The organism is Streptomyces sp. TSRI0107, from assembly GCF_001905845.1.
Lineage (GTDB): Bacteria > Actinomycetota > Actinomycetes > Streptomycetales > Streptomycetaceae > Streptomyces.
Genome location: NZ_LIVZ01000014.1, coordinates 38,552 through 63,722 on the forward strand (window position 1 = coordinate 38,552; position 25,171 = coordinate 63,722).

A 25,171-nucleotide genomic window follows, 5' to 3' on the forward strand; every position below is an offset into this window, starting at 1 on the left:
CTGTTTTGCCTGTGGGGCAAAGAAATTGCCTCACAGGCAAGAGTCGGGCTCAATGGAGCCATGAGCTCCTCCGCCGCCGAGCCGGGCCCCGAGCCCGCCGGTGACCTGTCGACCATGGCCCCGCAGCTGCGCGCCCTGCGCCGCCGGGCCTCCCTGACGCTGGAGGCGGCGGCCCGCGAGGCCGGGCTGTCGCCGGCCCATCTGTCCCGCCTCGAGACCGGGCAGCGCCAGCCGTCACTGCCGATGCTGCTCGCCCTCGCCCGTGTCTACGGTACGACGGTCTCGGAACTGCTCGGCGAGACGGTCGCCGGCCGGGACGCCGTGGTGCGCGCCGCCGACATGGAACCGACCGCGGCGGGCGGCTGGACCTACTGGCAGGCCGGCTCGCCCGGACGCGGCATGCAGGCGCTGCGCGTGCACGTGCCGCACGGCTCCCAGGGCGACATCGTGCGGGTGCACCCCGGCGAGGAGTGGCTGTACGTCCTCAAGGGGCGGCTGCGGCTGCGCCTCGGCGACACCGTCCACCGCCTCGGACCGGGCGACAGCGCGCACTTCGACTCGCTGACCCCGCACCGCATCGCCGCGGAGGCCCCGGACGGGGTCGACCTGCTCTTCGTCCACACCCTGCTGCAGAGCCCGACGGCCGCGCTGTGCCTCGGCCCCACCACCCATGTCACCGGAGAGACGCCATGAGCGGAGTCCAGAAGAAGAACGAGCGCCAGATCTGGGTGCGGCTGTTCATCTACGTGGCGGCGGGGCACGCCTTCGCCGCTTTCCTCTATCTGCTGTTCGCCGTCGGGTCGAAGTAGCCGGCCGGGCGACCGGCGAAACGGCCGACGGAACAGCCGTGCGGCCGTGACCGGCCTCAGTCGAGCAGCCGCTCCCGCAGCCGCTCCCGGACCGCCGGGGTGACCTTCAGCCCCTGCTCCAGGTAGGGGTCGACACCGCCCCAGGTCTCCTCGATGGTGTCGAACGCCGCCGACAGGTACTCCGCGCGGGCGTCGAAGAGCGGGCTGAGCAGCTCCATGACCTCGGGGGAGTAGGCCGCGGCGGAGCTGCTGCTGCGGTGCACCTTGTAGCGCCGGTGCTTGGCGTTGGACTCCAGGTAGTCGGCGATGATCGCCTCGCGCTCGACGCCCAGCGCGAGCAGCGTCACGGCGATCGACAGCCCCGCTCGGTCCTTGCCCGCCGCGCAGTGCATCAGCGCGGGCACGCTGTCCTCGGCGAGCGCGTGCAGGACCCGGGAGTGCTCCGCGGTGCGCTGCTTGATGATCATGCGGTACGAGGCGATCATCCGGCCGGCCGCCTTGCCGTCGGCCAGCAGCTCCCGCAGCTGGTCCAGGTCGCCGTCGCGCACCATCTTCCAGAACTCGGCGCCGTCGGCCGGGTCGGACAGCGGCAGGTTCACGTTGCGCACGCCCGGCAGCTCGACGTCCGGGCCCTCCAGCTTCTGGTCCGCCGCGTTGCGGAAGTCGAAGATCGTGTGCAGGCCCAGGGAGGACAGGAACACCGCGTCCTCGGCGGTCGCGTGCGCGAGGTGGCCGCTGCGGTAGAGCACGCCGTGCCGCACCCGGCGTCCGTCGACGGTCGGCAGACCGCCCACGTCACGGAAGTTGCGCACTCCGGCCAGTTCGGGCTCGGTCGACGGGACCTGCTGCGTCACGTGGGCTCCTCCCAGTCGGACCCGTCCGCGCTGTTCGCCTACGGGCACGCGTCCGACCATACGACATGGATTCCTGAGGCAATGAAGTCGTCCACAGGCGGGATACCCGACCAGGGGAGGCGTTGTCCACGGGTGCGAATGCCGCGCTTCTCCGAATCCGTCGCATCTGGGTGAACTGTCCGAATTGGAACCTTCGTTGTAACTCGCTCTGGAGTAAAGAGTTCTGGAGGGATGTCACGTGAGGAGCGTCATATCCGTGACGGTGGGTCGCCCGTCATGTCCACGTAATTCATGCGTTTTTCAAGGGCTTTTGGATAAACGGGCGGCCCGGTAATCGACGGAGGGTGACCGGTAATTCCGTGTCCGAAAAGATCGAAAAGCGCGCGCGGGCAACCTTTCGCTTGTCCTGGTGCGTCTTGCTCGCTTACGTTCCACACCGATCCGAGCGGAACGCCGAATCCTGCCGCTGCTCGGTGCCCGCGCAAACTCACCCGTCCACGGCAGGAGCGGGGGACCCACAGGTACGACCGCCTGTTCCGGTTCCCGGAACGGCTCGGGGTACAGCCACGCCTCGGCGTGGCCGGGCATCTCCAGTCCGCACCCGACAGCTCACCTCGCAGGCGCCGGAGAGGAATTCGCCATGCCTGCCAAGGGTAAGCACCGCCGTCCGAAGACCCTTCGTCTCACCCGTTCCATCGCCGTCGCCGGAACCGGCGGCGCCGCGCTCGCCCTCCCTCTGATGGGAGCCGCCGGCGCTCACGCGGCCACCCCCCAGTCGGTTTCCGAAAAGGCCGTCCAGTCGGTCGCCTCGGTCCAGCAGACGGCCGGGACGAAGGCCGCCGAGAACAACTCCGGTTCGCGCACCTACACCGTGAAGTCCGGCGACTATCTGTCGAAGATCGCCGACGACCAGAACGTCGAGGGCGGCTGGAAGAAGCTCTACGCCGACAACCGCGCGGCCGTCGGCGAGGACCCCTCGCTGATCCACCCCGGCCTGAAGCTCTCGATCGGCGGCAAGGCCACGGCGGGCTCCGCCGACTCCTCGTCCTCCGAGGCCGCCAAGCCGTCGCGGTCCACCCAGTCTTCGCAGTCGTCCGAGGCGTCGAAGCCGGCCGAGGCCTCGAAGCCGGCCGAGGCCTCGAAGCCGGCCGAGTCGCCGTCCTCGAACGCGTCCACCGCCGCCCAGGCGGCTCAGGCGGCGCCCCAGGCCGCCCCCGCCGCCAGCCACGTCGCCCCGGTGTCCGGTGCGGGCGTCGGCACCGCCTACAAGGTGGCGGGCAGCATGTGGTCCAGCGGCTACCACACCGGCGTCGACTTCGTCGTCTCGACCGGCACCCCCCTCAAGGCCGTCGGCTCGGGCACCGTCGTCTCCTCCGGCTGGGCCGGCGCGTACGGCAACCAGGTCGTCATCAAGCTCGCCGACGGCTACTACGCCCAGTACGCCCACCTGTCCTCCCTCTCCGTGTCGGCCGGGCAGTCCGTGACCGCGGGCCAGCAGGTCGGTCTGTCGGGTTCGACCGGCAACTCGACCGGCCCGCACCTGCACTTCGAGATCCGCACCACGCCGAACTACGGCTCGGACATCGACCCGCTGTCCTACCTCCGCTCGAAGGGTGTCGCGCTCTGACGCCACCCGCCCACGCCGGTCCCTGACCCGGCGCCACGAGCCACCGAAGGCCGGACCCCGATCCCCGGGTCCGGCCTTCGGTGTTGCCGTACCGCGGGTTCGTGGCCGGTTCATGGCGGCCGTGTGGCGGCGGGGCCCGGGGTCTCGACAGGGGCGGGGCCGGGAGGACACAGTGATCCACGACAGACGGCAAGCGCTTTCTAACGTGCTCGCCGAGTGCTTCCCATCCGAAGGAGCCGTCCCCCGTGCCCACCACCCGCAGAGCTTTCGGAGCCCTGGCGGCCGGTGCCGCCCTCACCGCCCTCGCCCCGGCGGGCCCCGCGCAGGCCGCGCCCCGCCACCCGCGCCGACGCCTCGTCGCCCGCGACGACTTCCGCCACGGCCTGCGGCAGTGGGTCACCGAACTCCAGGACGGAGGCACCGTCACCGCCTCACGCGGGGTGCTGGACATCGACGTGCCCAGCGGGGCGACGGTGTGGTTCAAGCGGCGGCTCCAAGGCCCGTACGTCATCGAGTACACCGCCACCCCCGTCGCCGCCGGCGGTCCCAACGACCGGGTGTCGGACCTGAACAACTTCTGGAACGCCACCGACGTCCGGTCCCCGCACGACCTGTTCGCCACCCCGCGCGGTGGCGCGCTCCCCGAGTACGACCACCTCCGGACGTACTACGTCGGCTACGGCGCCAACGGCAACACCACGACCCGGCTGCGCCGGTACGTCGGCGAGGCCGGGGTGCGTCCGCTGATCCACGACTACACCGAGCCGCTGCTGGTGCCCGGCGAGCCGAACCGGGTTCGGATCGTCTCCGCCGGGCCGGCCGTCCAGTGGTGGAACAACGGGCGGCTCGTCTTCGACCACACCGACCCGGAGCCGTACACCGAGGGGCACTTCGCCTTCCGTACGGTGTGGAGCCATTTCCGGATCAGCGACTTCCGCGTGTGGCGCCTTATTCCTCAGTTGACCAATCCTTGAAGAGTGGCTTATCTCACCGCCCGTCAACCCCTGCTTACGGTCGCGTAGGTCACATTCAAAGGTGAATCATGGTCCGACGTGGCAGACGATTCGAAGAATGACAGCAGATCAGTGATCGGGTCGTACGTGGCGGTGGGGGACAGCTTCACCGAGGGCGTCGGCGACCCCGGCCCCGACGGGGCGTTCGTGGGCTGGGCCGACCGGCTCGCGGTCCTGCTCGCGGACCGGCGGCCCGAGGGCGACTTCCGGTACACCAACCTCGCCGTGCGCGGAAAGCTGCTCGACCAGATCGTGGCAGACCAGGTGCCGCAGGCCGTCGAACTCGCGCCGGACCTGGTCTCCTTCTGCGCCGGCGGCAACGACATCATCCGGCCCGGCACCGACCCCGACGAGGTCGCCGAGCGGTTCGAGCGGGCAGTCGCCGCGCTGACCGCCGCCGCGGGCACCGTACTGGTCACCACCGGGTTCGACACCCGGCGCGTGCCGCTGCTCAAGCATCTGCGCGGCAAGATCGCGACGTACAACGGGCACGTCCGGGCCGTGGCCGACCGCTACGGCTGCCCCGTGCTCGACCTGTGGTCCCTGAGGTCCGTCCAGGACCGCCGGGCCTGGGACGACGACCGGCTCCACCTCTCACCCGAGGGCCACACCCGGGTGGCGCTGCGCGCCGGCCAGGCGCTGGGCCTGCCCGTCCCCGCCGATCCCGAGCAGCCGTGGCCGCCGCTGCCGCCCCGCGGCACCCTGGAGGTCCGGCGGGACGACGTGCACTGGGCGCGCGAGTACCTGGTGCCGTGGATCGGCCGCCGCCTGCGCGGGGAGTCCTCCGGCGACCACATCACCGCCAAGGGCACCCTGTCGCCGGACGACATCAAGATGCGGATCGCGGCGGTGGCTTGAGCGCCGGGGCACCGCGGCGGGGTCGCCAAGCGCCGAATCGCCGGGGCACGGGCGCCCGAGGGTGCCCGTGCGGCCCGCCCTACTCCTGCGGCAGCCCCAGCTCCCGGGCCAGGGCCTCGTCCACCCACTGCTGGGCCCGCGCGCGCGAGACGGTGCCGCCGTACGAGGTGAGCTGTACGGCGAGTCCGTCGAGCAGGGCGGTGAGGCGCAGGGCGGTGCCGGCGGGGTCCGGGCACTCGAACTCGCCCGCCGTGACCCCCTCGGCGATCACCTCGGTCAGGGCTGCCTTCCACTGCCGGTCGAGGTCGCGGGTGACCTCCCGCAGGGCGGGCTCGCGCAGCGCGGCCGACCAGCCCTCGATCCACAGCCGCCACCCCTTGGCCTGACCGGTGGGCGCGTACCAGCGCACGGCCGCGCGGAGCCGGCGCAGCGCCGTGGTGCGGCGGCCGAGCAGTCCGCGCAGACGCGCGAGATCGTCCTCGGCGGCGTACGCGAACGCGGCCGAGACCAGCTTCTCCTTCGTCGAGAAGTGATAGAGCACCAGCGCGTTGCTCACCCCGAGGACCGAGGCCACGTCGGCGATGCGGACCGCCGTCACGCCCCGCGCCTCGATCTGCTCCACCGCGGCGCGCAGCAACTCCTCACGCCGCTCCGCCACGCTCAACCGCACTCTTGCCACGCGGTCACCCTAATGGGCGCGGGCGGTTCACCGGCCGTCCGTCACCGGTACCAGCCGAAGCGCTCGGCGATCACCGGCAGCCGCTCCTCGGCGAGGGCGTGCGCGGCGGCCCGCGGGGTCGTCCCGTCGGCCTCCGCGCGCGCCAGCATCCGGTCGGTCAGGGCGCGCATCGCACGGCGGGTGTGGGCCAGCGCCTCGTCCGCGTCCGCCCCGATGTCGCCGAAGAGGGTCCACCACCACCAGGCGTTCGTCCCGGAGTTGACGACGACGTCGGGCAGCACGGTCACGCCACGCGCGGTCAGCGCCTCCTCCGCCTCCGGCACGACGGGCATGTTCGCGGCCTCGGCGATCCAGCGGGCGGTGATCCGGTGCTGGTTCCCGAGGCCGACCGCGTACGAGACGGCCGCCGGGACCAGTACCTCCGCGTCGGCCGACAGCCAGGCCTCGCCGGGCAGTTCGCGGTCGCCGGGACGCAGCGCGGAGCGGTCCACGGTGCCGAACGCGTCCCGCGCGGCGAGCAGCGCCTCGACGTCCAGGCCCGCCGGGTCGGCTATGACGCCCTCGACGTCGGCGACGGCCACCACGGTGAGTCCCGCGCGGGCGAGGAAGCGGGCGGTGGCGCCGCCCATGGTGCCGAAGCCCTGGACGGCGACCCGCGTGCCCGCGTACGGCACCCCGGCCCGGTCCAGGGCGGTCAGTACCGACTCGGCGACCCCGCAGCCGCCCACCAGCGCGTCGAGCCCGATGCCGTCCACCTCGACGGCGAACGCGTCCGCGAGCCTCCTGCGCGCGGCGCTCTCGTCGTCGAGCAGGGGGTAGACGGCCTGGACGGAGGAGACGAGGCCCGCCTCGGCGGCGGCCCGGTCCACCAGGTCCTGCGTCAGCCCGAGGTCCTCGCCGGTGGTCCAGAAACACTCGACGTACGGCCGTACGGCCCGCAGGTAGCGCACCAGCAGCCCGTACGCCGCCGGGTCGCGCGGATCGCAGTCGATGCCGCCCTTGGCGCCGCCGAGGGGGACGTACCGGCTGCGCGGGTCGTAGTGCAGGGCCTCCTTCATGGTCATCCCGCGGGCCAGCCCGGCGACCTCGTCCAGCGTGCAGCCGGCGCGCATCCGCAGGCCGCCGCTGGAGACCCCGCGCACCAGCCGGTCGACGACGAGATAGCCGTGGCGGCCGGTGACGTGGTCGGTCCAGGTGAGCGACAGCAACGGGGCGGTCATGCGGGACTCCTCGGATCTTACTGAACGGTGAGTCAGTATCGGGACGGTCCCGGCGAGGTGTCAACGCGCGCGACGGCACCGGCCGGCCGCCCCGCGGAGCCCTCCGGGGCGGACTGTCGGTGGGGCGGACCATAATGGATGCCTCACCGACTCCACCTGGAGGTACCGTGGCCGGTCCCCGATCCCTGAGCTCCGGGCTCAGCGCGCTGCAGCCCGAGGCCTTCGGCGCGGACCCCAGTGGTGAGCGCCTGGCGCGGATCCGCAGATCGCCCCACTTCAAGGACGGCGTCTTCCAGAACCCCGGTGGCCCCTCCCGGACCCGGCCCTCCGGCTCGGCCCTCGATTTCGCGAAGGTGTACTTCGACAAGGAGGCCCGCGCCCGCCGCGCCCCCCAGGGCGGGATCCCGGTGCACGCCACCACCCTCGCCGACATCGCCGCACCGCCCGCCACCGGCCTGCGGCTGACCTGGATGGGCCACTCCAGCGTCCTCGCCGAGATCGACGGACAGCGGGTGCTCTTCGACCCCGTCTGGGGCGAGCGCTGCTCCCCGTTCGCCTTCGCCGGCCCGCGCCGGCTCCACCCCGTGCCGCTCCCGCTGGCGGCACTCGGCCCGGTCGACGTCGTCGTCATCTCCCACGACCACTACGACCACCTGGACCTGCCCACGATCAAGGCGCTGGCCGGCACGGACACCCTCTTCGCCGTACCCCTCGGCGTGGGCGCCCACCTGGAGGCGTGGGGCGTGTCCCCGGACCGGTTGCGCGAACTGGACTGGCACGAGGCCACCCGGGTCGGCGGCCTCACCCTCACCGCCACGCCCGCCCGCCACTTCTGCGGGCGCGGCCTGCGCAACGGCCAGCACACCCTGTGGGCGTCCTGGTCGGTCGCCGGTGAGCGGCACCGGATATTCCACAGCGGCGACACCGGCTACTTCGACGGCTTCCGGCACATCGGCGCCGCCCACGGCCCCTTCGACGCGACGATGATCCAGATCGGGGCCTACAGCGAGTTCTGGACCGACATCCACATGACGCCCGAGGAGGGCGTGCGGGCCCATCTCGACCTCCAGGGCGGTGTTCCGGGCGGGGTGCTGCTGCCCATCCACTGGGGCACCTTCAACCTGGCGCCGCACCCCTGGGCGGAGCCGGGGGAGTGGACCAAGGACGCCGCGGAGGAGGCCGGGCAGGCGGTCGCCCTGCCGCGTCCCGGTGAGCCCTTCGAACCCGCCGGGAAGCTGCCGGCCGACGCGTGGTGGCGGCCGGTGTCCCGCCCGATCCCCCGTCCGTGGCGGCGACCGAGGGCCGTGGAGGCCGTCGCCGACCCGGAGCCGAGGGATCTGGACCTCGCGGGCGAGCGCTGACGTCGGCCGGGGGGGCGATGCCGCGCCCCCGGCCTTGAGGCGACGCCGGGCGCCATGGTGCCCGCCCTCCCGTCTCTCGGCGGCCTCGACGTGGGAGAACTCGGCCGCCGGTCGCCGGGCTGATCGCCGAGGGGCGGCCCGATCCGGGGCGTGGTGCGGCCCACCGCGTGGGAGTCGCCCGAGACCGGTGGCGTGGTGGGGCCTACCGCGTGGGAGTCGCCCGAGACCGGTGGCGTGGTGGGGCCTACCGCGTGGGAGTCGCCCGAGACCGGTGGCGTGGTGGGGCCTACCGCGTGGGAGTCGCCCGAGACCGGTGGCGTGGTGGGGCCTACCGCGTGGGAGTCGCCCGAGACGGGTGGCGTGGTGGGGCCTACCGCGTGGGACTCGCCCCGAGCGGTGGCCTGGCGCGACCTACCGCGTGGGACTCGCCCCCGACCGGTGGCGTGGGCGCAACTCACCCTGCCGGACTCGCCCCCGACCGGTGGCGTGGGCGCAACTCACCCTGCCGGACACGCCTCCGACCGGTGGCGTGGCGCGACCCACTGCGCGGGACAGGCCCCAGACCGGTGGCGTGGCGCAGCCCACCGTGCCGGACAGGTCCCAGGCCGGTCGCCCTCGCCGCTCAACCGGCGTTCAGGGACTCGTCCGTGAGGTTCAGGTGACGTCGGAACGCTTCGCGGCCCCGGTCTGTGACGCGGACGACGCGGGAGTTCTCGGCCGGGGTCAGCCAGGACTCCCGCAGCGCGTGCCGGAACACGCTCGCGGCCACCGCTCCCGCCAGGTGCGGGCGCCGCTCGGTCCAGTCCAGACAGGTACGCACATGCGGTGCCGTCTCCCCGGCGGCGATGCCCGTCTCCGCCAGCCAGGCCACGCCCGAGGTGGTGAGGGCGGGGCCGAACTCCCAGTCCAGCAGCCCCCGTTCGGTCATGGCATCGGTGATCGCCACGGACAGGGAGCCGCCGAGGTGGTCGTAGCAGACACGGGCGAAGGCCACGGCCCGTTGCCGGCGGGCGGCGACGAGTGAGCGGACCGGGACGAGCCGCTGCGGGGACAGGGCCGCCAGTGCCTCGATCATCTCGGCGACCCGGGTGTCGGCGAGGCGTACATGGCGGTGCCGGCCCTGGCGCGTCTCGGTGAGCAGGCCGCCGGCCACCAGCCGGTTGAGGTGGCTGGTGGCCGTGGAGGGCGCGACACCGGCCAGCCGGGCCAGTTCCGTCGCCGTCCAGGCCCGCCCGTCGAGCAGGGCCAGGCAGAAGGCGGCGCGGGTCCGGTCGGCCAGCAGCGCCGCCAGGGAGGCGAGGTCCGGTTCCTCGGCGTGGGCATCGGGGCTGGTCACCCCGCCATTGTGGCGGGCGATACTTCGACGGGCGCCGAAACGTCGCGCCTCTAGCGTCCTACGGCATGAAGACCGCGAAGACCGCGAAGACCGTGACGACCGATACGCATACCGGTGTCCAGCCTGATACGCACGCCGGCACCCATCGAGTGATCCAGCCGAGCATCCTCTACTTCGGAACCCCCGTGGTCCTGCTGGCCACCGAGAACGAGGACGGCACCGCCAACCTCGCGCCGATCTCCTCCGCTTGGGCGCTGGGGCAGTACCTCGTCCTCGGGCTGGGCAGCGAGAGCCACACCGCGCGCAATCTCGCCGCGCGCCCCGAACTGGTGGTCAACGTCGCCTCGCCGGAACTGTGGGACCGGGTGGAGCGCCTGGCACCGCTCACCGGCGCCGACCCGGTGCCGGAGAGCAAGCGGGCGGTGTACCGCCACGAGCCGGACAAGTTCGCCGCCGCCGGGCTCACCCCCGTCGGCTCGGACCTCGTGGCGCCGCCGAGGGTCGCCGAGTGCGCCCTCCAGCTGGAGGCGCGGGTCCGCGCGCTGACCCCCGGCGGGGACGGGCTCTTCCTCAGCGTCGAGTGCGAGGTGCTGCGCGTCCACGCGGCGGAGCGCGTCGTCGTGCCGGGCACGCATCACGTCGACCCCGCGATCTGGAGCCCGCTCATCTACAACTTCCGGCACTACCACGGTCTCACCCCGGAGGTCGGCCACGGCTTCCGCTCGGAGACCGCCAGGCTCGCCGCACGCCCACGTTAGGTATGTTGACATAGGTATGTGTCCGTAGCTACGGTGGGGGGCATGCCCGCTCTGACCGACGGTGCTCTGGACGCCCTCGGCTCCACCCTGAGCGCGCTCGACACGCCGCACCGGCGCCCGCGCACCGCCGACTGACCGCACCGGTCGGCGGTGCCTTTTTCCCGGTCCGGCCGCGCTCTCGGCCAACCACGCACCCACGCTCCCACGACACACGACGCATACGACAAGGACTGGCACACCCATGCCCTCCCTCACCCCGCACGCCGCCGCCGCGCCCCGGCAGGCTCCACCCACGGCGGCGCCGCGCGGCCGGCGCGACAACCCCTGGCTGACGCTGATCGCCGTCGCCTTCGGCCTGTTCATGGTCGGGCTCGACGGCTCCGTCGTCTCCATCGCCAACCCGGAGATCGGCCGGGACCTGAACGCCGGCACCGCCGACCTGCAGTGGGTGACCAACTCCTACCTCCTCGCCCTCGCGGCCGCGCTCATCCTCGGCGGCAAGCTGGGCGACCGCTTCGGGCGGCGCACCTTCTACCTGATCGGCGTCGCCGGCTTCACCCTCGCGTCCGTCGCCATCGGGCTCGCCGGCTCGATCGAGGGTGTCATCGCCTTCCGGGCCGTACAGGGCTTCTTCGGCGCCCTGCTGATGCCCAACACCCTCGCCCTGCTGCGGGCCGTGTTCCCGCCGCGGAAGTTCGGCATGGCGGTCGGCATCTGGGGCATGGTCTCCTCGGTCTCCACCGCCCTCGGCCCCATCGTCGGCGGTCTGCTCGTCCAGCACGTCGACTGGGAGTCCGTCTTCTACATCAACGCGCCCATCGGCGTCGCCGCGCTCGCGTTCAGCGCCCTCGTCCTGCCGCAGAGCAAGAACTCGGCCGCCGCGCGGGAGAGGTTCGACCTCGCCGGGGTCGTCCTGCTCGCGGCCGGCCTGCTCGCCGTCGTCTTCGGCGTCGTCAAGGGCGAGACGTGGGGCTGGACTTCGGCCGGCACCCTGGGCGCCATCGCCGCGGGCGTGGTGATTCTCCTGGTCTTCGCCTGGTACGAGACCCGCGTCGCGCACCCGCTGCTGCCGATGCGGCTGTTCCGCAACCCGGCGCTGACCGTCGGCACGGCCGTCACCGCGCTGAACTTCTTCGTCCTGCTCGGCGTGATCTTCTTCGTCATGCTCTACCTGCAGAACATGCGCGGCTACACGCCCGTCGAGGCCGGCGTCCGCACCCTGCCGCTGAGTCTGGCCTCCGTGGTCGCCTCCCCGCTCGGCGCCCAGCTGACCGAGCGGTTCGGTCCCCGGCTCACCATGCCGCTCGGCATGGTCCTCCAGGCAGCCGCGGCCTTCACCATGCTCACCTGGAGCGCCGACTCCTCGTACGCCACCATGTGGCCGCCCTTCATCGCCCTCGGTCTCGGCGTCGGCATGGTGATGTCCGCCTCCTCCGCGGCCATCGTCGGCAACGCGCCGGTCCGGGACGGCGGCGTCGCGGGCGGCCTGCAGGCCACCGCGCTCCAGATCGGCGGCGCGCTGGGCACCTCCGTGCTCGTCTCCCTCATCAGCGGCCGCGTCGGCGCCACGCTCCCCGGGGCCCTGACCGACGCGGGCGTCCCCGGCCCCCTCGCCCACGGACTCGGCGAGGCCAAGGACGCCGTCGCGATGGGCATCGCACCGGTCTCCGACGACATGCCGGCCCGCGTGGCCCACGCGGTCGTCGAGGGCAGCCACACCGCCTTCATGAACGGCGTGCACACCGCCGTCCTGGTGACCGGCGTCCTCACGGTCGCCGGCGCGGTGATCGCGGCGCTCGGCGTCCGCGGCCGGTCCGCCGCCCCGACGGGGACGCAGGCCACCGAGGACTGACCGTGGGCCTACAGCCCTGTGCCACGGCCCCTGGGCAGACCTCGAACGCCGACTGGGACATGGCGCCGGCGAACGAGCGACGACCAGCGGCTCGGGGGGTGGCGACCGCGCTCGCCACGGTGCCGGCCGCGTTGCGACAGGGGCTGATCAGGCCCGAGGAGCCGACGCTCCACATCGTCCAGTCGGCGGCCACCGGGCGAACGCCTGGGCGCCCGCGGCAAGCCCCGCCGCGGGCGCCACACCGCTGGACACCAGCCCTGCCTGCGGGCACGCCTACGCCACCGCCCGCCCCGGCACCCCGGGACGGGACTCGTACCGCACGCTGTGGAACCGCCCGGCCTCCTCCCGGCCCGTCGGGTCGCCGCCGAGGGCCCGTACCGCGTCGACCGCGAAGCCCTGCTCCCGCTCGTCGGTGAACCGACGCTGCGGATAGGTGCGGGCCGTGTCGGGTGTGGTGCTCAGGCCGCGGTCGGCGAGAGCGCGCACGACGGGGTCGTAGGACACGGTCCGCAGCACGAACGCGCTCACCCACACCGGGCGCCGCGCGCCGTCCAGCAGGCGGGCGAAGGTCCGCTCCGTGATGTAGCTGCTGCCACCGGTGATGGTGACCAGCCCCACGTCGGCGAGCGCACGGCCCAGCTCGGGGCCGGGATCGGAGCGCTCCAGGTCGTCGGTGAAGGCGGCATCCAGCAGGCCCACCTCCCGCGCGTAGCGCACGGCCGGCGCCGAGATGTCCAGGCCGTACACCGGCAGCGCGTCGGGGCGGCGGCGCTCGGCGTAGAACTCCTTGTCCCAGGCGGCGAGGCCGGAGGTCGGCAGGTCCCGGGCCGCCGGGGACAGGTAGTGCTCGTACAGCTCCGCCAGGGTCACGTCGTGGTTGAGCAGCGCCGCGTTGATGCCGTACGAACAGCACACGTCCAGTACGGCCGGAACGCCGGGCAGGCCGTCGTCCAGCGCGGCCCGCTCGGCGGCCACCCGCCGGAAGACCGGCTGGGCGTGGTGCGGGATCTCGTACCCCAGCGGGGCCAGCCGCGTGAAGTACGCCCGTGGATCAGCCTGGTCGTAGATGTCGTCGAAGCACGCCTTGCCACCCGCCATGCCGTCTCGGCCCCCTGTTCGCCGACGAGCCTTCCTCTCATGATGTCCCGCCACGGCGGAGGCGGCTCGTCGAGGCCCGGCGAGCCGCCGTCCCGTCCGCTGCCGCGGCTACTTCGTCGCGCCCTGCGCGAAGCCGTTGTAGATGTAGCGCTGGAGGAAGAGGAAGACGAGCAGGGTGGGCAGGATGACGAGGATCGCTCCCGCCGAGATGTTCTCCCAGTGCGCCCCGAAGGGCCCCTTGAAGCGGAACAGCGCGGTGGAGATCGTGCCGAGGTCCTCCGAGGGCATGTAGAGGAACGGGATGTAGAAGTCGTTGTACGTGGTGATGCCCTTGATGATGACGACGGTGGCGATCGCCGGCTTCAGCATCGGGAAGATGATCTTGCGGTAGATGGTGAAGGCGTTGGCGCCGTCCAGCCGCGCGGCTTCGTCCAGCGAGGTCGGGATGGCACGGATGAACTGCAGGAAAATGTAGATCGACACGATGTCGGTGCCCATGTAGAGCAGGATCGGCGCCCAGCGCGTGTCGAACAGACCGAAGCTGTTGACCACCTGGAACGTCGCCACCTGCGTCGTCACGCCCGGCACCAGGGTGGCGACCAGGAACAGGCCCATGACGAGCTTCCTGAACCGGAAGTCGAAGCGGTCGATGGCGTACGCGGTCATCGAGCCGATGACGACCGTGCCGGTGATGGAGAACAGCAGGATGAAGGCCGTGTTGCCGAACGCGCTGAGCATGTGACCACCGGTGAACGCGGTCGCATAGTTCGAGAAGTTCAGCCAGTCGTCGGGCAGGCTCAGCGCGCCACCGCCGTCCGCGATCTCCCGGGAGGTCTTGAGAGAGGTGAGGAAGACGACGACGAGCGGGATCAGCACTACGAGCGAGGCGAGGACCAGGGACAGATAGGTCAGCGTCGTCGCGATGCCGAAGCGCCGGCGCCGCGGCCGTCCGGGGGCGGTGAGGGTCATACGAGGTCCACCTTCTCGTCGGGCACCAGGCGGCGCTGGATCCAGGTGATCAGCAGGATGATCAGCAGCAGTACGACGGCGCAGGCGGAGGCCAGGCCCGTCTTGTTGAACTGGAAGGCGAGCTTGATCGTCTGGATCACGAAGGTCGAGGTCTCGGTCGCGCCGCCCGTCATGATGTAGGGGATCTCGAAGACGGACAGAGAGCCGGAGACGGCCAGGATGACGCTCAGGCTGAGCACCGGCCGGATGCTGGGCGCGATGATGTGCCGGAACTGCTGCCAGCGGCTCGCCCCGTCCAGTTGCGCCGCCTCGTACAGCTCGCCGGGGATGGACTGGATCGCGCCGAGGAACAGCACGAAGTTCAGGCCGGTGAAGCGCCACACGGAGACACCGGCCAGCGAGGTGTTGGCCGACTCCGGGTCGCCCAGCCAGGCGTGGTCGCCGTCGACGCCCAGGAACGCCAGGATCGAGTCGAGGGTGCCGCCGTCCTGGAAGAAGTACAGGAAGACGAAGCCGATCGCGACCCCGTTGATCAGGTAAGGGAAGAACAGGATGCCCTTGAAGAGGTTCCTGAAGCGCAGATCGAAGCTGAGCACGGTGGCGAAGTACAGCGCGACGGCGATCTGCACCACGGACGCCGCCAGGTAGTAGAAGCTCACCGCGAACACCCGGAACATCTCGGGCCGGGTGAACAGCTGGGTGTAGTTGTCGACGCCGACGTAGTCGCGGTCGGGGCTGACGCCGTCCCAGTCGGTGAAGCTGTAGTAGATCATGTTGCCCACCGGCACATAGGTGAACGTGATCAGCAGTGCCAGGGGGACCAGCAGGAACAGCCAGGGGGTGATCCGGCGCAGGGGATGGTCGCGCCGGCTGCGCAGCCGGGCGCCGGAGCGCCGGGCGGGCCGGGGGCCGCGGTCCGGCTCGGCGGCCGGCGCGGGCGGTGCCGCGGGGGAGGTGGTGATACGGGTCATGTGCGGGCCTGAGCCTTTCGTCGTCCTCTGAGAGCGCCGGCCCGCCGGGTCGCGGCATCGGGGGGCCGCGGGGGCCGGGACCCGGCGGGCACCAGGGTCAGGACCCGGCGGTCCGGGCGGCCTCGGCCCAGCGCTTGTCGAGCTCGTCGAAGTAGCCCTGGAGCGACCCGTCCTGGGCGCCGCGGGCGATGTCGACCAGCTTCTGCCGGTAGTCCTGCTTGCTCAGGCCGATCTCGGAGGCGTTGTCGATCGCGTTGACCTCCGCGGTCTCGGCCTCTGAACGCTCCACCAGCTTGACATCGTTGTCAACGTAGCTCTGCAGCGTGCTCGGCAAGGACGCGGACTTCAGGGCGGAGACAGCGCCCTCCCTGGCCGTGTAGCCGGACTTCTCGGTGAACCAGTCGATCCAGGCGCGCGCGGCCTGTTTGTGGTCGGAGTGGATGTTCACGGCCATCTGGTAGTCGGACACGAGCGTGGCGCAGAACTGGCCGTCCGTCTGGTGCGGGAAGGGCATGAAGCCGATGTCCCCGGGGTTCTCGCCGGCCTTCTCCGCTGCGTCCTGCATCTGCGTGACGGCCCACGAGCCGAGCAGCATGCTGCCGACCTCTCCCTTGGCCAGCAGCGTCTTGGACGCCTCCCAGTTGGTGGTTGACGGGTCCTTCTCGGACAGGTTCCCGTGGACGATGTCGTGCAGCAGGGTGTCGATCACGTTGAGGTCCGAGCCCTCGGCCCAGGGCTTGTCCGTCGCGGCGAGTTTGTCGGAGGCCTGACTGTCGCAGCTGACCGAGCCGATACTGTTGGTCCAGGGGCTGCTGAGAGGCCAGCCGTCCTTGAAGTTCGTGTAGTAAGGGGTGGCGCCGGTCTTCTCCTTCACCGTCCTCAGGTCGTCCAGGAACTCCTGGGGCGTGGCCGGCCAGTCGGAGATCCCGGCCTTCTTCCACAGCGCCTTGTTGTAGACGAAGCCGTTGGCGGTGCCGAAGGTGGCGATGCCGTAGGTCCGGCCGTCGACGTCCGTCTTGTCGGTGAAGCGGTACGTCTCCTTCATCGTCGCGGTGCTGCCGAGCGGCGCGAAGAACTTCGGGTAGTCGCCCTTGGCGACCGCCGAGGGGATCAGCAGGACGTCGCCGTAGTTCTCGGTGTTCATCCGGATCTTCACCTCCCCCTCGTAGTCGGTGATGGCCTCGAACTCGACCTTCACCTCCGGGTAGGTCTTGTTGAACTCCGCCGCGTACTTCTTCATCGTGCCGTTCTGCACGAGGTCGGTGCGGTTGGTCAGGACCTTGATGGTGCCCGAGACGCCGTCCGGGTTCAGCGGCGCGACCGCGGTCTCGTTCGCGTTCGGTGTCCCTCCGCCACTGCACCCCACGACGGTCAGCATCGTGGTCGCCAGCAGGGCGGCGCTCAGGGTCTTCCTCCCCATGTGCCCAACTCCTTCCAGGGTTACGGCTCGGGCTCCGGTGGTTGACGGCACTATGTCAGGCGCCCGTAAACCGGTAAAGCTCCTTGTGGGAGCGAGATGCCCAATCGTTACCTGGCTTTTCCGGTGGATCTTGGCGTTCAGGCTCGCGGCCTGGGGGTTTCCAGGCCTGACGGGTTGAAAGTGGGGACTAGACCGGTTAACCAGCCAGCGTTAGGTTGAGTCGCGTCGCACACGAATCAGGCCCGTCCTGCCAAGAGGAGCCGCACATGAAGGAAGTCGTTCCGCTCGCCGAGGGCTGGAGCCTCCACCACGACACGCGCCCGCTGCCCGCCCAGGTCCCCGGCTGCGTGCACACCGACCTGCTCGCCGCCGGGGTGATCCCCGACCCCTACGTCGGTCTCAACGAGCGGGAGGTGCAGTGGGTGGGCCGCCGGGCCTGGACCTACAGCCGCGCCCTCGCCGCCGCCGACACCTCCGACGCGTCCCACGAACGCGTCGACCTGGTCTTCGACGGCCTCGACACCGCCGCGACGATCACCCTGGACGGTCGGGAACTGGGGCGCACCCGCAACATGCACCGCCGCTACCGCTTCGACGTGACCGGCCGACACGGCGGGCTGCACGTGGAGTTCGCGTCGGCGTACGACGAGGCGGAGTTCGTACAGGTGCTGACCGGCGACCGGCCCAACGTCTACCCGGAGCCCTTCCAGTACATCCGCAAGATGGCCTGCTCCTTCGGCTGGGACTGGGGACCCACCCTGGTCACCGCCGGCATCTGGCGTCCGGTCCGGCTGGAGCGCTGGTCGACGGCCCGGCTGGCCGAGGTGCGCCCGCACGTCACCGTCACCGACGGCACCGGCCGGGTGGAGATCCACATCGACGTCGAGCGCACCGAGCGAGGCGCCGGCCGTCCGCTCGCCGTCCGCGCCACGGCGGTCGGCGCGGTCGGCCGGGCCGTGGTGGACGGCACGCGGGCCGTGCTGAAGCTGGACGTGCCCGACGTGGCTTTGTGGTGGCCGCGCGGATACGGCGAGCAGCCGCTCTACGACCTGGAGGTGACCCTCGTCGAGGACGGCGACGAGGAACCGCTCGACACCTGGCACCGGCGCATCGGGTTCCGCACGGTGGAGCTCGACCGTTCCCCCGACGCGCACGGCACCGGCTTCACCTTCGTCGTCAACGGCGTGCGCGTCTTCGCCCGCGGCGTCAACTGGATCCCCGACGACGTCTTCCCGTCCCGCGTCACCCCCGACCGCTACCGCGCGCGCCTCGTCCAGGCCGCCGAGGCGGGCGTCGACCTGGTGCGGATCTGGGGCGGCGGCATCTACGAGGACGACGCCTTCTACGACGTCTGCGACGAGCTCGGCCTCATGGTCTGGCAGGACTTCCTCTTCGCCTGCGCCGCCTACCCCGAGGAGCAGCCGCTGCGCTCCGAGGTGGAGGCCGAGGCGCGGGACAACGTTGTCCGGCTGATGCCGCACCCCTCGCTGGTGCTGTGGAACGGCAACAACGAGAACCTGTGGGGCTTCCGCGACTGGGACTGGGAGCCGGACCTGAAGGGTGACTCGTGGGGCGGCGGCTACTACCTGGACCTGCTGCCCCGCGTCGTCGCCGAACTCGACCCCACCCGCCCCTACACCGCCGGCAGCCCCTGGTCCGGCTCCTGGGAGCACCACCCCAACGACCCGGCGCACGGCACCCACCACTCCTGGGAGGTGTGGAACAGGCGTGACTACGCCGAGTACCGCGACTCCGTGCCCCGGTTCGTCGCGGAGTTCGGCTGGCAGGCGCCGCCCGCGCTCGCGACCCTGCGCCGCGCGCTCCCCGACGAGGAACTCGCCCCCGACTCCCCGGGGATGCTCCACCACCAGAAGGCCGAGGACGGCAACGGCAAGCTGAACCGCGGCATCGCCCGCCACTTCGACCTGCCCGCCGACGACTTCGACCGCTGGCACTACCTCGCCCAGGTCGTCCAGGCCCGCGCCGTGGCCGCCGGCATCGAGCACTGGCGCTCGCACTGGCCGGTCTGCGCCGGAACCGTCGTATGGCAGCTCAACGACTGCTGGCCGGTCAGCTCGTGGGCCGCGGTCGACGGCGACGGCCGCACCAAGCCGCTCTACCACGAGCTGCGCCGCGTCTACGCCGACCGCCTCCTCACCCTCCAGCCCGGAGCGGACGGCCCGACCCTCGCCGTGATCAACCAGAGCGGCGAGACCTGGCGCACTGCGGTTTCGCTGCGCCGCCTGCGGGCCGACGGCGGCGTCACGGCGGAGGCGCCGCTCGAGGTGACCGTCGGCCCCCGTGAGGTCCTCCGGCTGGATGTGCCGCGGGACCTGGTGCCCGACGAGCGATCGGGCAAGGAGTTCCTCGTCGCCGACGCCGACGCCGACGCCGACGCCGACGGACTGCGGGCCGTGCACTTCCCCGTCCCCGACAAGGAGTTCGCCTACCCGGCACCGCGCTACGACGTCGACGTCCAGGCCGTCGGCGACGGCGGTAGTGTCGACGTCGTGGTGACAGCACAGACCCTCGTACGAGACCTCCTGCTGCAGGCCGACCGGCTCGGCGCGGACGCCGTCTGCGACACCGGCCTGCGTACCCTGCTCCCCGGCGAGCGGGCCCGGTTCCGGGTGCGCGGCGCCGGTCACCTCACCGCCGACGTGGTCAGGGGCGCGCTGTTCTGCGTGGCACCGAGGTGAGCGCTCCCACCGAGCGCGTCACCATCAAGGACGTGGCGGCCGCCGCGGGAGTCTCCAAGGGCGCGGTGTCGCTGGCGTTCAACCACAAACCGGGCGTCTCCGAGGCCACGCGCGAGCGGATCTTCGCCGTGGCCCGGGAACTGGGCTGGGCGCCGAACTCCTCGGCGCGCAGCCTGTCCCGGCAGTCGGTGGACACCGTCGGGCTGGCCATCTGCCGGCCCGCGAGGCTGCTCGGTCTGGAGCCGTTCTACATGGAGTTCGTCTCCGGTATCGAGAGCGTGCTCGCCGAGCGGTCCTGCTCGCTGCTGCTGCGGCTGGTGGGCAGTCTGGAGGAGGAGATTCACCTCCAGGAGCGGTGGTGGCGGGAACGCCAGGTCGGCGGGTCCGTCCTGGTCGACTTCCACCAGGACGATCCGCGCGTCGCCGCGCTCGCCGGGACCGGCCTGCCCGCCGTGGCGGTCGGCCACCCCTCCCTCACCGGGGGCTTCCCGTCGGTGTGGACCGACGACGCCACGGCCGTCGCCGAGGCGGTGCGCTACCTGGCCGCCCTCGGCCACCGGCGCATCGCCCGGGTGGGCGGCCCGGCGGGCCTCGGTCACAGCGCGATCCGCACCGCCGCGTTCGAGGAGACGATGGCGGAACTCGGGCTCGCCGGCGGCCGGCACCTGGAGACCGGATTCTCGGGGGAGGACGGCGCCCGGGCGACGCGGTCCCTGCTGCTGTCGCCCGACCGGCCGACCGCGATCGTCTACGACAACGACATCATGGCCGTCGCCGGGCTGGGCGTCGCCGCCGAGATGGGCGTCGCCGTACCGGACGAGCTGTCCCTGCTCGCTTGGGACGACTCACAGCTGTGCCGGCTGACCCATCCCACGCTGTCGGCGATGAGCCACGACGTGCACGGGTTCGGCGCCCAGGTGGCGCGGATGCTGTTCGACGTGATCGCCGGCGAGGACGTCCCCTCCCGGCCGGTGGCGACGCCCGAACTGGTGCCGCGCGCGTCGACGGCACCGCCCCCTGCGTGAAGGCCTCGACGGAGAAGGGGCGCGGCATGTGGCCGCGCCCCTTCTCCGTCGCTGCCGCCCGGTCAGGAGGCGGCGCAGGCCGAGCCGTTGAGGGTGAACGCGGCGGGGACACCGTTGCCGCCGGTCGAGGAGCCGCTGAGGCCGAAGCTCACCGAGCCGCCCGCCGGGATCGTCCGGGTCCACGACTCGTGGGTCGCCCGCACGGTACGCCCGTCCTGGGTCGCCCTGGCGTTCCAGACCGAGTTGATCCTCTGGTCGCCGGGGAAGGCGAAGCTCAGCTCCCAGCCGTCCACGGCCCGGTCGGAGCGGTTGCGGATGGTGACCTCGGCGTTGAACGAGCTGCCCCAGTCGCTCAGCCGGTACTCCACCGCGCAGGCCGCCGTGCCGGAGCCGGGGGTGGTGCCGGCGGTCACCGTGGCCGACCGCGGCGAGCGGTTGCCCGCGGCGTCACGGGCGTAGACGGCGAACGTGTAGCGGGTGTTCGCGGTCAGGCCGGTCACCGTGACCGCGGTGGTGACGGAGGCGGCGACCGTGGTCTCCTGGCCGCCGTCCACCCGGACCACGTCGTAGCCGGTGACCCCGGTGTCGTCGGTGGCGGCCGGCCAGCTCAGCCGCAGGCTGGTGCTCGTGGCGTCCGAGGCGGTCGGCGTGCCCGGGGCGGTCGGGGCGGTGGCGTCACCGCCGGTGCCGCCGGAGAAGACACTGGCCTCCTCGGCGGTGGCCTCGATGCCGTCGGCGCCGTCGAACAGGCGCTGTCCCCAGGCGGTGGGGCGTGAGGCGTCGAAGCCCTGGACGAGGTCGAGGTACTCGACGCCGCCGCCGTTGCCGCTCCAGGACCAGCCCAGGTAGCCGATGCCCAGCGACTGCGCGGTTGCCATGATGGCGTCCTCGTCCGGGTCGCCGTCGGAGTGCATGTCGCCGAACTCGCCGACCACGACGGGGAGTTTGGCGCTCACGAACCGGTTGAGGTAGTCGCGGACCTCGGCAGCCGTGTCGTAGACGCCGTACATGTGGATGTCGAAGACCGTGTTGCGGTCCGGGTCGGCGGCGAACACGTCGGCGGCGTTGTCGCGCATCGTGAACGACCAGTCCTGGCCCCAGTTGGGGGCGTCGACCATGAGGGTGTGGTCGAGTCCTCCCGCCCGCAGCCGGCCGATGGCGGTCCTGGTGTCGGCGGTCCAGGCGCTGTAACCGCTGTTGCCGTGCGGCTCGTTGCCGATGTTGACGATGACGTACTTCTCCTCGCCCACGAGGGCGCTCTTGACGTCCAGCCAGTAGTCCACGGCCTCGGAGAGCGGCGCGGCGGCGCCGGCCTCGCCGTAACCGGTGGTGTCGTGCGCCTCCAGGACGCAGATCAGACGGTTCTCCTTGCACTCGGCGACCACGTGGGCGACGTCCGCGGTGTCGTTGCGGGTCCACTGGTCGCCTGTACTGAGCACCACCCGGACCGAGTTGGCGCCCTTTGCCTTGATGTCCTTGAGCGCCTGATCGGTGCGGTCGGGGTACCAGGTGTGCGCGTGGTTGACGCCGCGCATCACGAAGTCCTCCCCGTTGGCGTCCAGCAGACGGCCCTCACTGACGTGGAATCCGGAGGGGGCAGCCGCCTGCGCAGCAGGCGCGGCGGCGAGGAGTGAGGCGCCCACGGCGAGGATCGTGCCCGTGGCCGCGGCCAGTTTCGTTCTCATGATTGCTCCCGGCTCGAGAATGTGCGGGGCGATACGGAAAGGCGGAAAAGCCTTTCAATCGTGAATGCCAAAGGGAAACGCCTGAAAACGGCTGCGTCCCGCGCCGATTCGGTATATCCGCCCTTTGGCATTCACGAGAGTATGGATGCTCCAGAAGGAACACAATGCCTTTGACAGAACCGGTTAAGTAGATTCTTCGGCAGGGGCCGTCAAACGGTCTGGCCGCTGCTTTCACGGGCCTGCCGAACGGCGGCCGCCGCCGCGCCCACCAGCCCCGCGTCACGCGCCAGGGCGGCGGGCCGCACGGTCACCGCGCGGGCGAAGTCGAGCACCGCGTACGCCCGCAGATGACGGCGCAGCGGCCCGAACAGAGTCTCCCCGGCCTGGGCGACGCCCCCGCCGACGACGGCCACCTCGATCTCCAGCAGCGTGGCCACCCCCGCGATCGCGGCGGCCAGCGCCCGCGCGGACCGGTCGTAGGCGGCGAGGGCCCGGGCGTCACCCGCACGGGCCGCGTCGGCGACCGCGGCGGCGGTCGGCTCCGCGCCCGGCGGCGGTGTCCAGCCCGCTCGCAGCGCGTACCGGGTGATGGCGGTGCCGCTGGCGTACCCCTCGACGCAGCCGCGGGCGCCACAGGCACAGGGCGGGCCGTCCACGGCCACCGAGACATGGCCGATGTGGCCGGCGTTGCCGGACGGTCCCGGACGCAGCCGCCCGTCCAGGACGAGACCCCCGCCCACGCCCGTCGAGACGACCATGCACAGCGCGTTGTCGACGCCCCGCGCGGCACCCCGCCAGTGCTCGGCGGCCGCCATCGCCACGGCGTCGCCCAGGAGCACCGGTTCGGTGCCCGGCGGCAGGGCCGGATGCGCGCGGACACTGTCGACCAGCGGAAACGCCCGCCACGCGGGGATGTTCACCGGGCTGACCGTCCCCGCCGCCGTGTCCACGGGGCCGGCGCTGGCGATACCCATCCCCCGCACGCCGTGCCACGCCGGATCCCGGGCCAGCGCGTCGACCACGGCGTCGACGGTCCCTGCGAGCCGGGTCGTGGACTCCCGTGCCGGCGTGGGTCGTTCCACGCGCCCCAGGACGCGGCCCTCCTCGTCGACCAGGGCACCCGCGATCTTCGTGCCCCCGATGTCGAGGGCGGCGTACACCGGACGGGGCGAGGACGTCTCATCCCATGTGGACAACGTTGTCATCCTTTGCGTCCTTCGTCGGAGGGGTCGGGCTCGCAGGGGCCGGGCGCGAAAGGGCTGCCCGCGCGGCTGCGGAATCCGCGTCGGCGGTCACGCCCGGAGCGGCCACGAACAAGGTCCCGGAGCCTTCCACGCGGACGTGCTCGTCGGCGGCGGACAGGAAGCACGACGCGCCCCGTCCGAGCCGCACCGCCGTGCCGTCGGCCGCCCGCAGCCGGACGGAACCGGCCACGCACAGGGCCACGCGGGGGCCGCCGCCGGGGACGAGCGGACCGGACGTGCCGGCGAGCTCCACGCGGTACAGGGCGAACTCCTCCGCCGGGCAGTCGTACGCCTCGGTGAGCCCGGGGCCGGCCACCGTCCTGGGGTGTACCACCGGCACCCGCACCGCCGGGTCGGTGACCCGCAGCAGCTCCGGGACGTCCACCTCCTTGGCCGTCAGCCCCGCGCGGAGCACGTTGTCGGAGTTGGCCAGCACCTCGACGCCGAGTCCTCTCACATAGGCGTGCAGCCCGCCGGCCGGCATGAACAACGCCGTGCCTGGCTCCAGTACCTGATGGCGCATCAGCAGGGCGGCCACCAGTCCGGGATCGCCGGGGTGGTGGCGCGCCATGCGCACCACCGCGTCGTACGCACCGGCGAACGGGCCGTCGGTGGACGAGCGTCGCCGGCAGGCGTCCACGACCGAGCCCACCAGCGCCTCGCGACGGCCGGGCGGCCACTCCAGGACCGTGCGCAGCGCCTCGCCGGACGCTTCTCCGTCACCACGGCCGTCACCGTCACCGTCACCGGCCCCGTCACCGTCCCCGTCGCTGTCGCGCAGCAGGTCGACGAGCGGGCGCAGCGCGGTGAGGCCGAGTCCGGCCAGGACGTCGGCGGCCTCGCGCGGCGGGCGGAGACCTGCCAGGACCTCGAAGGGGGTGAGCGCGCAGAGGAGTTCGGGTTTCGCCCAGTCGTCGGCGTACGGCCCCCGCGCGCCCGCCCGCAGCTGCGCGGCGAACGCCGTCCGCGCCCGCTCGCGGTCGGGATGCACCTGGATCGACAGGGGCTGGTCGGCGGCGAGCACCTTCAGCAGGAACGGCAATCTGCCGCCGAACCGCCGGGCGCAGTCCGCGCCCAGCTCCCGCTCGGGGTCGGCGGCCACCACGTCCCGCAGGGTGGTGGCGTGCCCGCTCCGCACGAGCCCCGACGGGCCGGAGGGGTGCGCTCCCATCCACAGCTCCGCCTCCGGCCCGGCGGAAGGCGCCGCGCGCCCCTGGAGGCGGGCCAGCGCGTGCCGGGAGCCCCAGGCGTACGGCTTGATGATCGGTTGCAGTAGGTCCACGGGCGTACGTTAACGGGCGGCGAACGGATTTCCACCGCCCGATCTCGAGCTTGTTATTAAACCGGTATAGCTAGTTAGGTGCAGCCGTGAGTGCGGCCGCGTCCGTGGCTTTCCGGGCCGGATGTGCCGTCGCGTGGCTGCCGCACGGCCGTCCATGTGACGGCCGTGCGGCGGTCGTACGGCCGTCGTGCGAGGCGAGTCGGTGCGATGACAGGGCCTTGGCCAGCGGTTGGTGACGCTCGGTGATGCTCCCCCCTTGCCCTGATGGGGGGCGGGCGGTGGTGAAAGGCCCGGCGAACGGGAGCGCGCCCGTCGGGGCGCGGCGCCAGGCGGGGAAGGGGTCGCGGTCGCCTCCTTCGATTCGGACCGCTTCTGACCAGCACTGATCGTTCCGTTTCGTTCGGCGTGCGG

The 25,171-nt window shown here is 72.1% G+C and carries 21 protein-coding genes and 1 riboswitch; of the genes, 10 read left to right on the forward strand and 11 right to left on the reverse strand.

The genetic code is table 11. From position 1 onward, the window contains the following. The first annotated feature begins 60 nt into the window (after window positions 1–60). Together AMK31_RS32270 and AMK31_RS39335 are read left to right on the forward strand one after the other, a co-directional pair. Window positions 61–693 (forward strand): helix-turn-helix domain-containing protein, encoded by a 633-nt coding sequence (locus tag AMK31_RS32270; RefSeq protein ID WP_073944269.1) that lies wholly within the window; start codon window positions 61–63, stop codon window positions 691–693. Further along, complete coding sequence (locus AMK31_RS39335) at window positions 690–809, forward strand: DUF6126 family protein (RefSeq protein WP_079187024.1); 120 nt, start codon at window positions 690–692, stop codon at window positions 807–809. The genes AMK31_RS32270 and AMK31_RS39335 overlap by 4 nt, the downstream gene beginning before the upstream one ends. 56 nt (window positions 810–865) lie before the next feature. On the opposite strand, the gene AMK31_RS32275 is transcribed toward AMK31_RS39335, so the two are convergent. After that, on the reverse strand, window positions 866–1,663 hold the full coding sequence (locus AMK31_RS32275; RefSeq protein ID WP_073944270.1) for a tyrosine-protein phosphatase: 798 nt from the start codon (window positions 1,661–1,663) through the stop codon (window positions 866–868). 478 nt (window positions 1,664–2,141) lie between these two features. Beyond that, a riboswitch (cyclic di-AMP (ydaO/yuaA leader) is annotated at window positions 2,142–2,299 on the forward strand. A gap of 4 nt (window positions 2,300–2,303) precedes the next feature. On the opposite strand from AMK31_RS32275, the gene AMK31_RS32280 reads away from it, so the two are divergent. From AMK31_RS32280 to AMK31_RS32290, 3 genes are all read left to right on the forward strand, one after another. Then, window positions 2,304–3,290, forward strand: a complete 987-nt coding sequence (locus AMK31_RS32280; protein WP_073944271.1) for a M23 family metallopeptidase — start codon at window positions 2,304–2,306, stop codon at window positions 3,288–3,290. Between the two features lie 245 nt (window positions 3,291–3,535). Beyond that, a complete protein-coding gene (locus AMK31_RS32285; protein WP_073944272.1) occupies window positions 3,536–4,264 on the forward strand; it encodes a DUF6250 domain-containing protein in 729 nt (242 codons plus the stop codon). A 111-nt stretch (window positions 4,265–4,375) separates the two neighbouring features. Next, window positions 4,376–5,161 (forward strand): SGNH/GDSL hydrolase family protein, encoded by a 786-nt coding sequence (locus AMK31_RS32290; RefSeq protein ID WP_073944273.1) that lies wholly within the window; start codon window positions 4,376–4,378, stop codon window positions 5,159–5,161. A 79-nt stretch (window positions 5,162–5,240) separates the two neighbouring features. On the opposite strand, the gene AMK31_RS32295 is transcribed toward AMK31_RS32290, so the two are convergent. Together AMK31_RS32295 and AMK31_RS32300 are read right to left on the reverse strand one after the other, a co-directional pair. Beyond that, window positions 5,241–5,840: a TetR/AcrR family transcriptional regulator gene (locus AMK31_RS32295; RefSeq protein ID WP_198948615.1), complete on the reverse strand. Its 600-nt coding sequence runs from the start codon at window positions 5,838–5,840 to the stop codon at window positions 5,241–5,243. Between the two features lie 41 nt (window positions 5,841–5,881). Then, the gene (locus AMK31_RS32300; RefSeq protein WP_073944275.1) at window positions 5,882–7,060 is read right to left on the reverse strand and encodes a glutamate dehydrogenase; all 1,179 of its coding nucleotides are present in this window, start codon (window positions 7,058–7,060) and stop codon (window positions 5,882–5,884) included. Between the two features lie 167 nt (window positions 7,061–7,227). Here AMK31_RS32300 and AMK31_RS32305 point away from each other — a divergent pair, with 167 nt between their 5' ends. Further along, window positions 7,228–8,421: an MBL fold metallo-hydrolase gene (locus AMK31_RS32305; RefSeq protein WP_073944276.1), complete on the forward strand. Its 1,194-nt coding sequence runs from the start codon at window positions 7,228–7,230 to the stop codon at window positions 8,419–8,421. Between the two features lie 622 nt (window positions 8,422–9,043). Here AMK31_RS32305 and AMK31_RS32310 read toward each other — a convergent pair. After that, window positions 9,044–9,757: an ArsR/SmtB family transcription factor gene (locus AMK31_RS32310; protein ID WP_073944277.1), complete on the reverse strand. Its 714-nt coding sequence runs from the start codon at window positions 9,755–9,757 to the stop codon at window positions 9,044–9,046. 149 nt (window positions 9,758–9,906) lie between these two features. Here AMK31_RS32310 and AMK31_RS32315 point away from each other — a divergent pair, with 149 nt between their 5' ends. Beyond that, window positions 9,907–10,515: a flavin reductase family protein gene (locus tag AMK31_RS32315; protein ID WP_241842807.1), complete on the forward strand. Its 609-nt coding sequence runs from the start codon at window positions 9,907–9,909 to the stop codon at window positions 10,513–10,515. Window positions 10,516–10,756: 241 nt separating this feature from the next. Then, a complete protein-coding gene (locus AMK31_RS32320; protein ID WP_073944279.1) occupies window positions 10,757–12,367 on the forward strand; it encodes a DHA2 family efflux MFS transporter permease subunit in 1,611 nt (536 codons plus the stop codon). Window positions 12,368–12,640: 273 nt separating this feature from the next. Here the strand turns inward: AMK31_RS32320 and AMK31_RS32325 are convergent, their stop codons facing one another. From AMK31_RS32325 to AMK31_RS32340, 4 genes are all read right to left on the reverse strand, one after another. After that, window positions 12,641–13,465, reverse strand: a complete 825-nt coding sequence (locus AMK31_RS32325) for a hypothetical protein (protein WP_073944280.1) — start codon at window positions 13,463–13,465, stop codon at window positions 12,641–12,643. Between the two features lie 108 nt (window positions 13,466–13,573). Next, a complete protein-coding gene (locus tag AMK31_RS32330; protein WP_073944281.1) occupies window positions 13,574–14,434 on the reverse strand; it encodes a carbohydrate ABC transporter permease in 861 nt (286 codons plus the stop codon). Further along, window positions 14,431–15,405: a carbohydrate ABC transporter permease gene (locus AMK31_RS32335; protein ID WP_073944282.1), complete on the reverse strand. Its 975-nt coding sequence runs from the start codon at window positions 15,403–15,405 to the stop codon at window positions 14,431–14,433. The genes AMK31_RS32330 and AMK31_RS32335 overlap by 4 nt, the downstream gene beginning before the upstream one ends. 97 nt (window positions 15,406–15,502) lie before the next feature. Next, window positions 15,503–16,825, reverse strand: a complete 1,323-nt coding sequence (locus AMK31_RS32340; RefSeq protein WP_073944283.1) for an ABC transporter substrate-binding protein — start codon at window positions 16,823–16,825, stop codon at window positions 15,503–15,505. Window positions 16,826–17,091: 266 nt separating this feature from the next. Here AMK31_RS32340 and AMK31_RS32345 point away from each other — a divergent pair, with 266 nt between their 5' ends. Together AMK31_RS32345 and AMK31_RS32350 are read left to right on the forward strand one after the other, a co-directional pair. Continuing rightward, window positions 17,092–19,524, forward strand: coding sequence for a glycoside hydrolase family 2 protein (locus tag AMK31_RS32345; protein ID WP_073944284.1), 2,433 nt, complete (start codon window positions 17,092–17,094; stop codon window positions 19,522–19,524). Then, complete coding sequence (locus AMK31_RS32350) at window positions 19,521–20,549, forward strand: LacI family DNA-binding transcriptional regulator (protein ID WP_073944285.1); 1,029 nt, start codon at window positions 19,521–19,523, stop codon at window positions 20,547–20,549. Before AMK31_RS32345 ends, AMK31_RS32350 begins: the two co-directional genes overlap by 4 nt. Window positions 20,550–20,611: 62 nt before the next feature. On the opposite strand, the gene AMK31_RS32355 is transcribed toward AMK31_RS32350, so the two are convergent. The 3 genes from AMK31_RS32355 to manA all read right to left on the reverse strand — a co-directional run bounded on the left by AMK31_RS32355 (window position 20,612) and on the right by manA (window position 24,760). Further along, window positions 20,612–22,234, reverse strand: coding sequence for a cellulase family glycosylhydrolase (locus AMK31_RS32355; RefSeq protein WP_073944286.1), 1,623 nt, complete (start codon window positions 22,232–22,234; stop codon window positions 20,612–20,614). Window positions 22,235–22,443: 209 nt separating this feature from the next. Beyond that, a complete protein-coding gene (locus tag AMK31_RS32360) occupies window positions 22,444–23,430 on the reverse strand; it encodes an ROK family protein (protein ID WP_241842795.1) in 987 nt (328 codons plus the stop codon). Continuing rightward, window positions 23,414–24,760 carry a mannose-6-phosphate isomerase, class I gene (gene manA, locus AMK31_RS32365; protein WP_073944288.1) on the reverse strand — a complete coding sequence of 449 codons (1,347 nt, stop codon included), beginning with the start codon at window positions 24,758–24,760 and terminating at the stop codon, window positions 23,414–23,416. Before manA ends, AMK31_RS32360 begins: the two co-directional genes overlap by 17 nt. Window positions 24,761–25,171: the final 411 nt, after the last annotated feature.

Bases quoted from the DNA above. Each gene is read 5' to 3' on its own strand.
- AMK31_RS32300 (WP_073944275.1), bottom strand. From the start codon at position 7,060: ATGACCGCCCCGTTGCTGTCGCTCACCTGGACCGACCACGTCACCGGC.
- AMK31_RS32345 (WP_073944284.1), top strand. From the start codon at position 17,092: ATGAAGGAAGTCGTTCCGCTCGCCGAGGGCTGGAGCCTCCACCACGAC.
- AMK31_RS39335 (WP_079187024.1), top strand. From the start codon at position 690: ATGAGCGGAGTCCAGAAGAAGAACGAGCGCCAGATCTGGGTGCGGCTG.
- AMK31_RS32320 (WP_073944279.1), top strand. From the start codon at position 10,757: ATGCCCTCCCTCACCCCGCACGCCGCCGCCGCGCCCCGGCAGGCTCCA.
- AMK31_RS32325 (WP_073944280.1), bottom strand. From the start codon at position 13,465: ATGGCGGGTGGCAAGGCGTGCTTCGACGACATCTACGACCAGGCTGAT.
- AMK31_RS32355 (WP_073944286.1), bottom strand. From the start codon at position 22,234: ATGAGAACGAAACTGGCCGCGGCCACGGGCACGATCCTCGCCGTGGGC.
- AMK31_RS32340 (WP_073944283.1), bottom strand. From the start codon at position 16,825: ATGGGGAGGAAGACCCTGAGCGCCGCCCTGCTGGCGACCACGATGCTG.
- AMK31_RS32280 (WP_073944271.1), top strand. From the start codon at position 2,304: ATGCCTGCCAAGGGTAAGCACCGCCGTCCGAAGACCCTTCGTCTCACC.
- AMK31_RS32330 (WP_073944281.1), bottom strand. From the start codon at position 14,434: ATGACCCTCACCGCCCCCGGACGGCCGCGGCGCCGGCGCTTCGGCATC.
- AMK31_RS32335 (WP_073944282.1), bottom strand. From the start codon at position 15,405: ATGACCCGTATCACCACCTCCCCCGCGGCACCGCCCGCGCCGGCCGCC.
- AMK31_RS32270 (WP_073944269.1), top strand. From the start codon at position 61: ATGAGCTCCTCCGCCGCCGAGCCGGGCCCCGAGCCCGCCGGTGACCTG.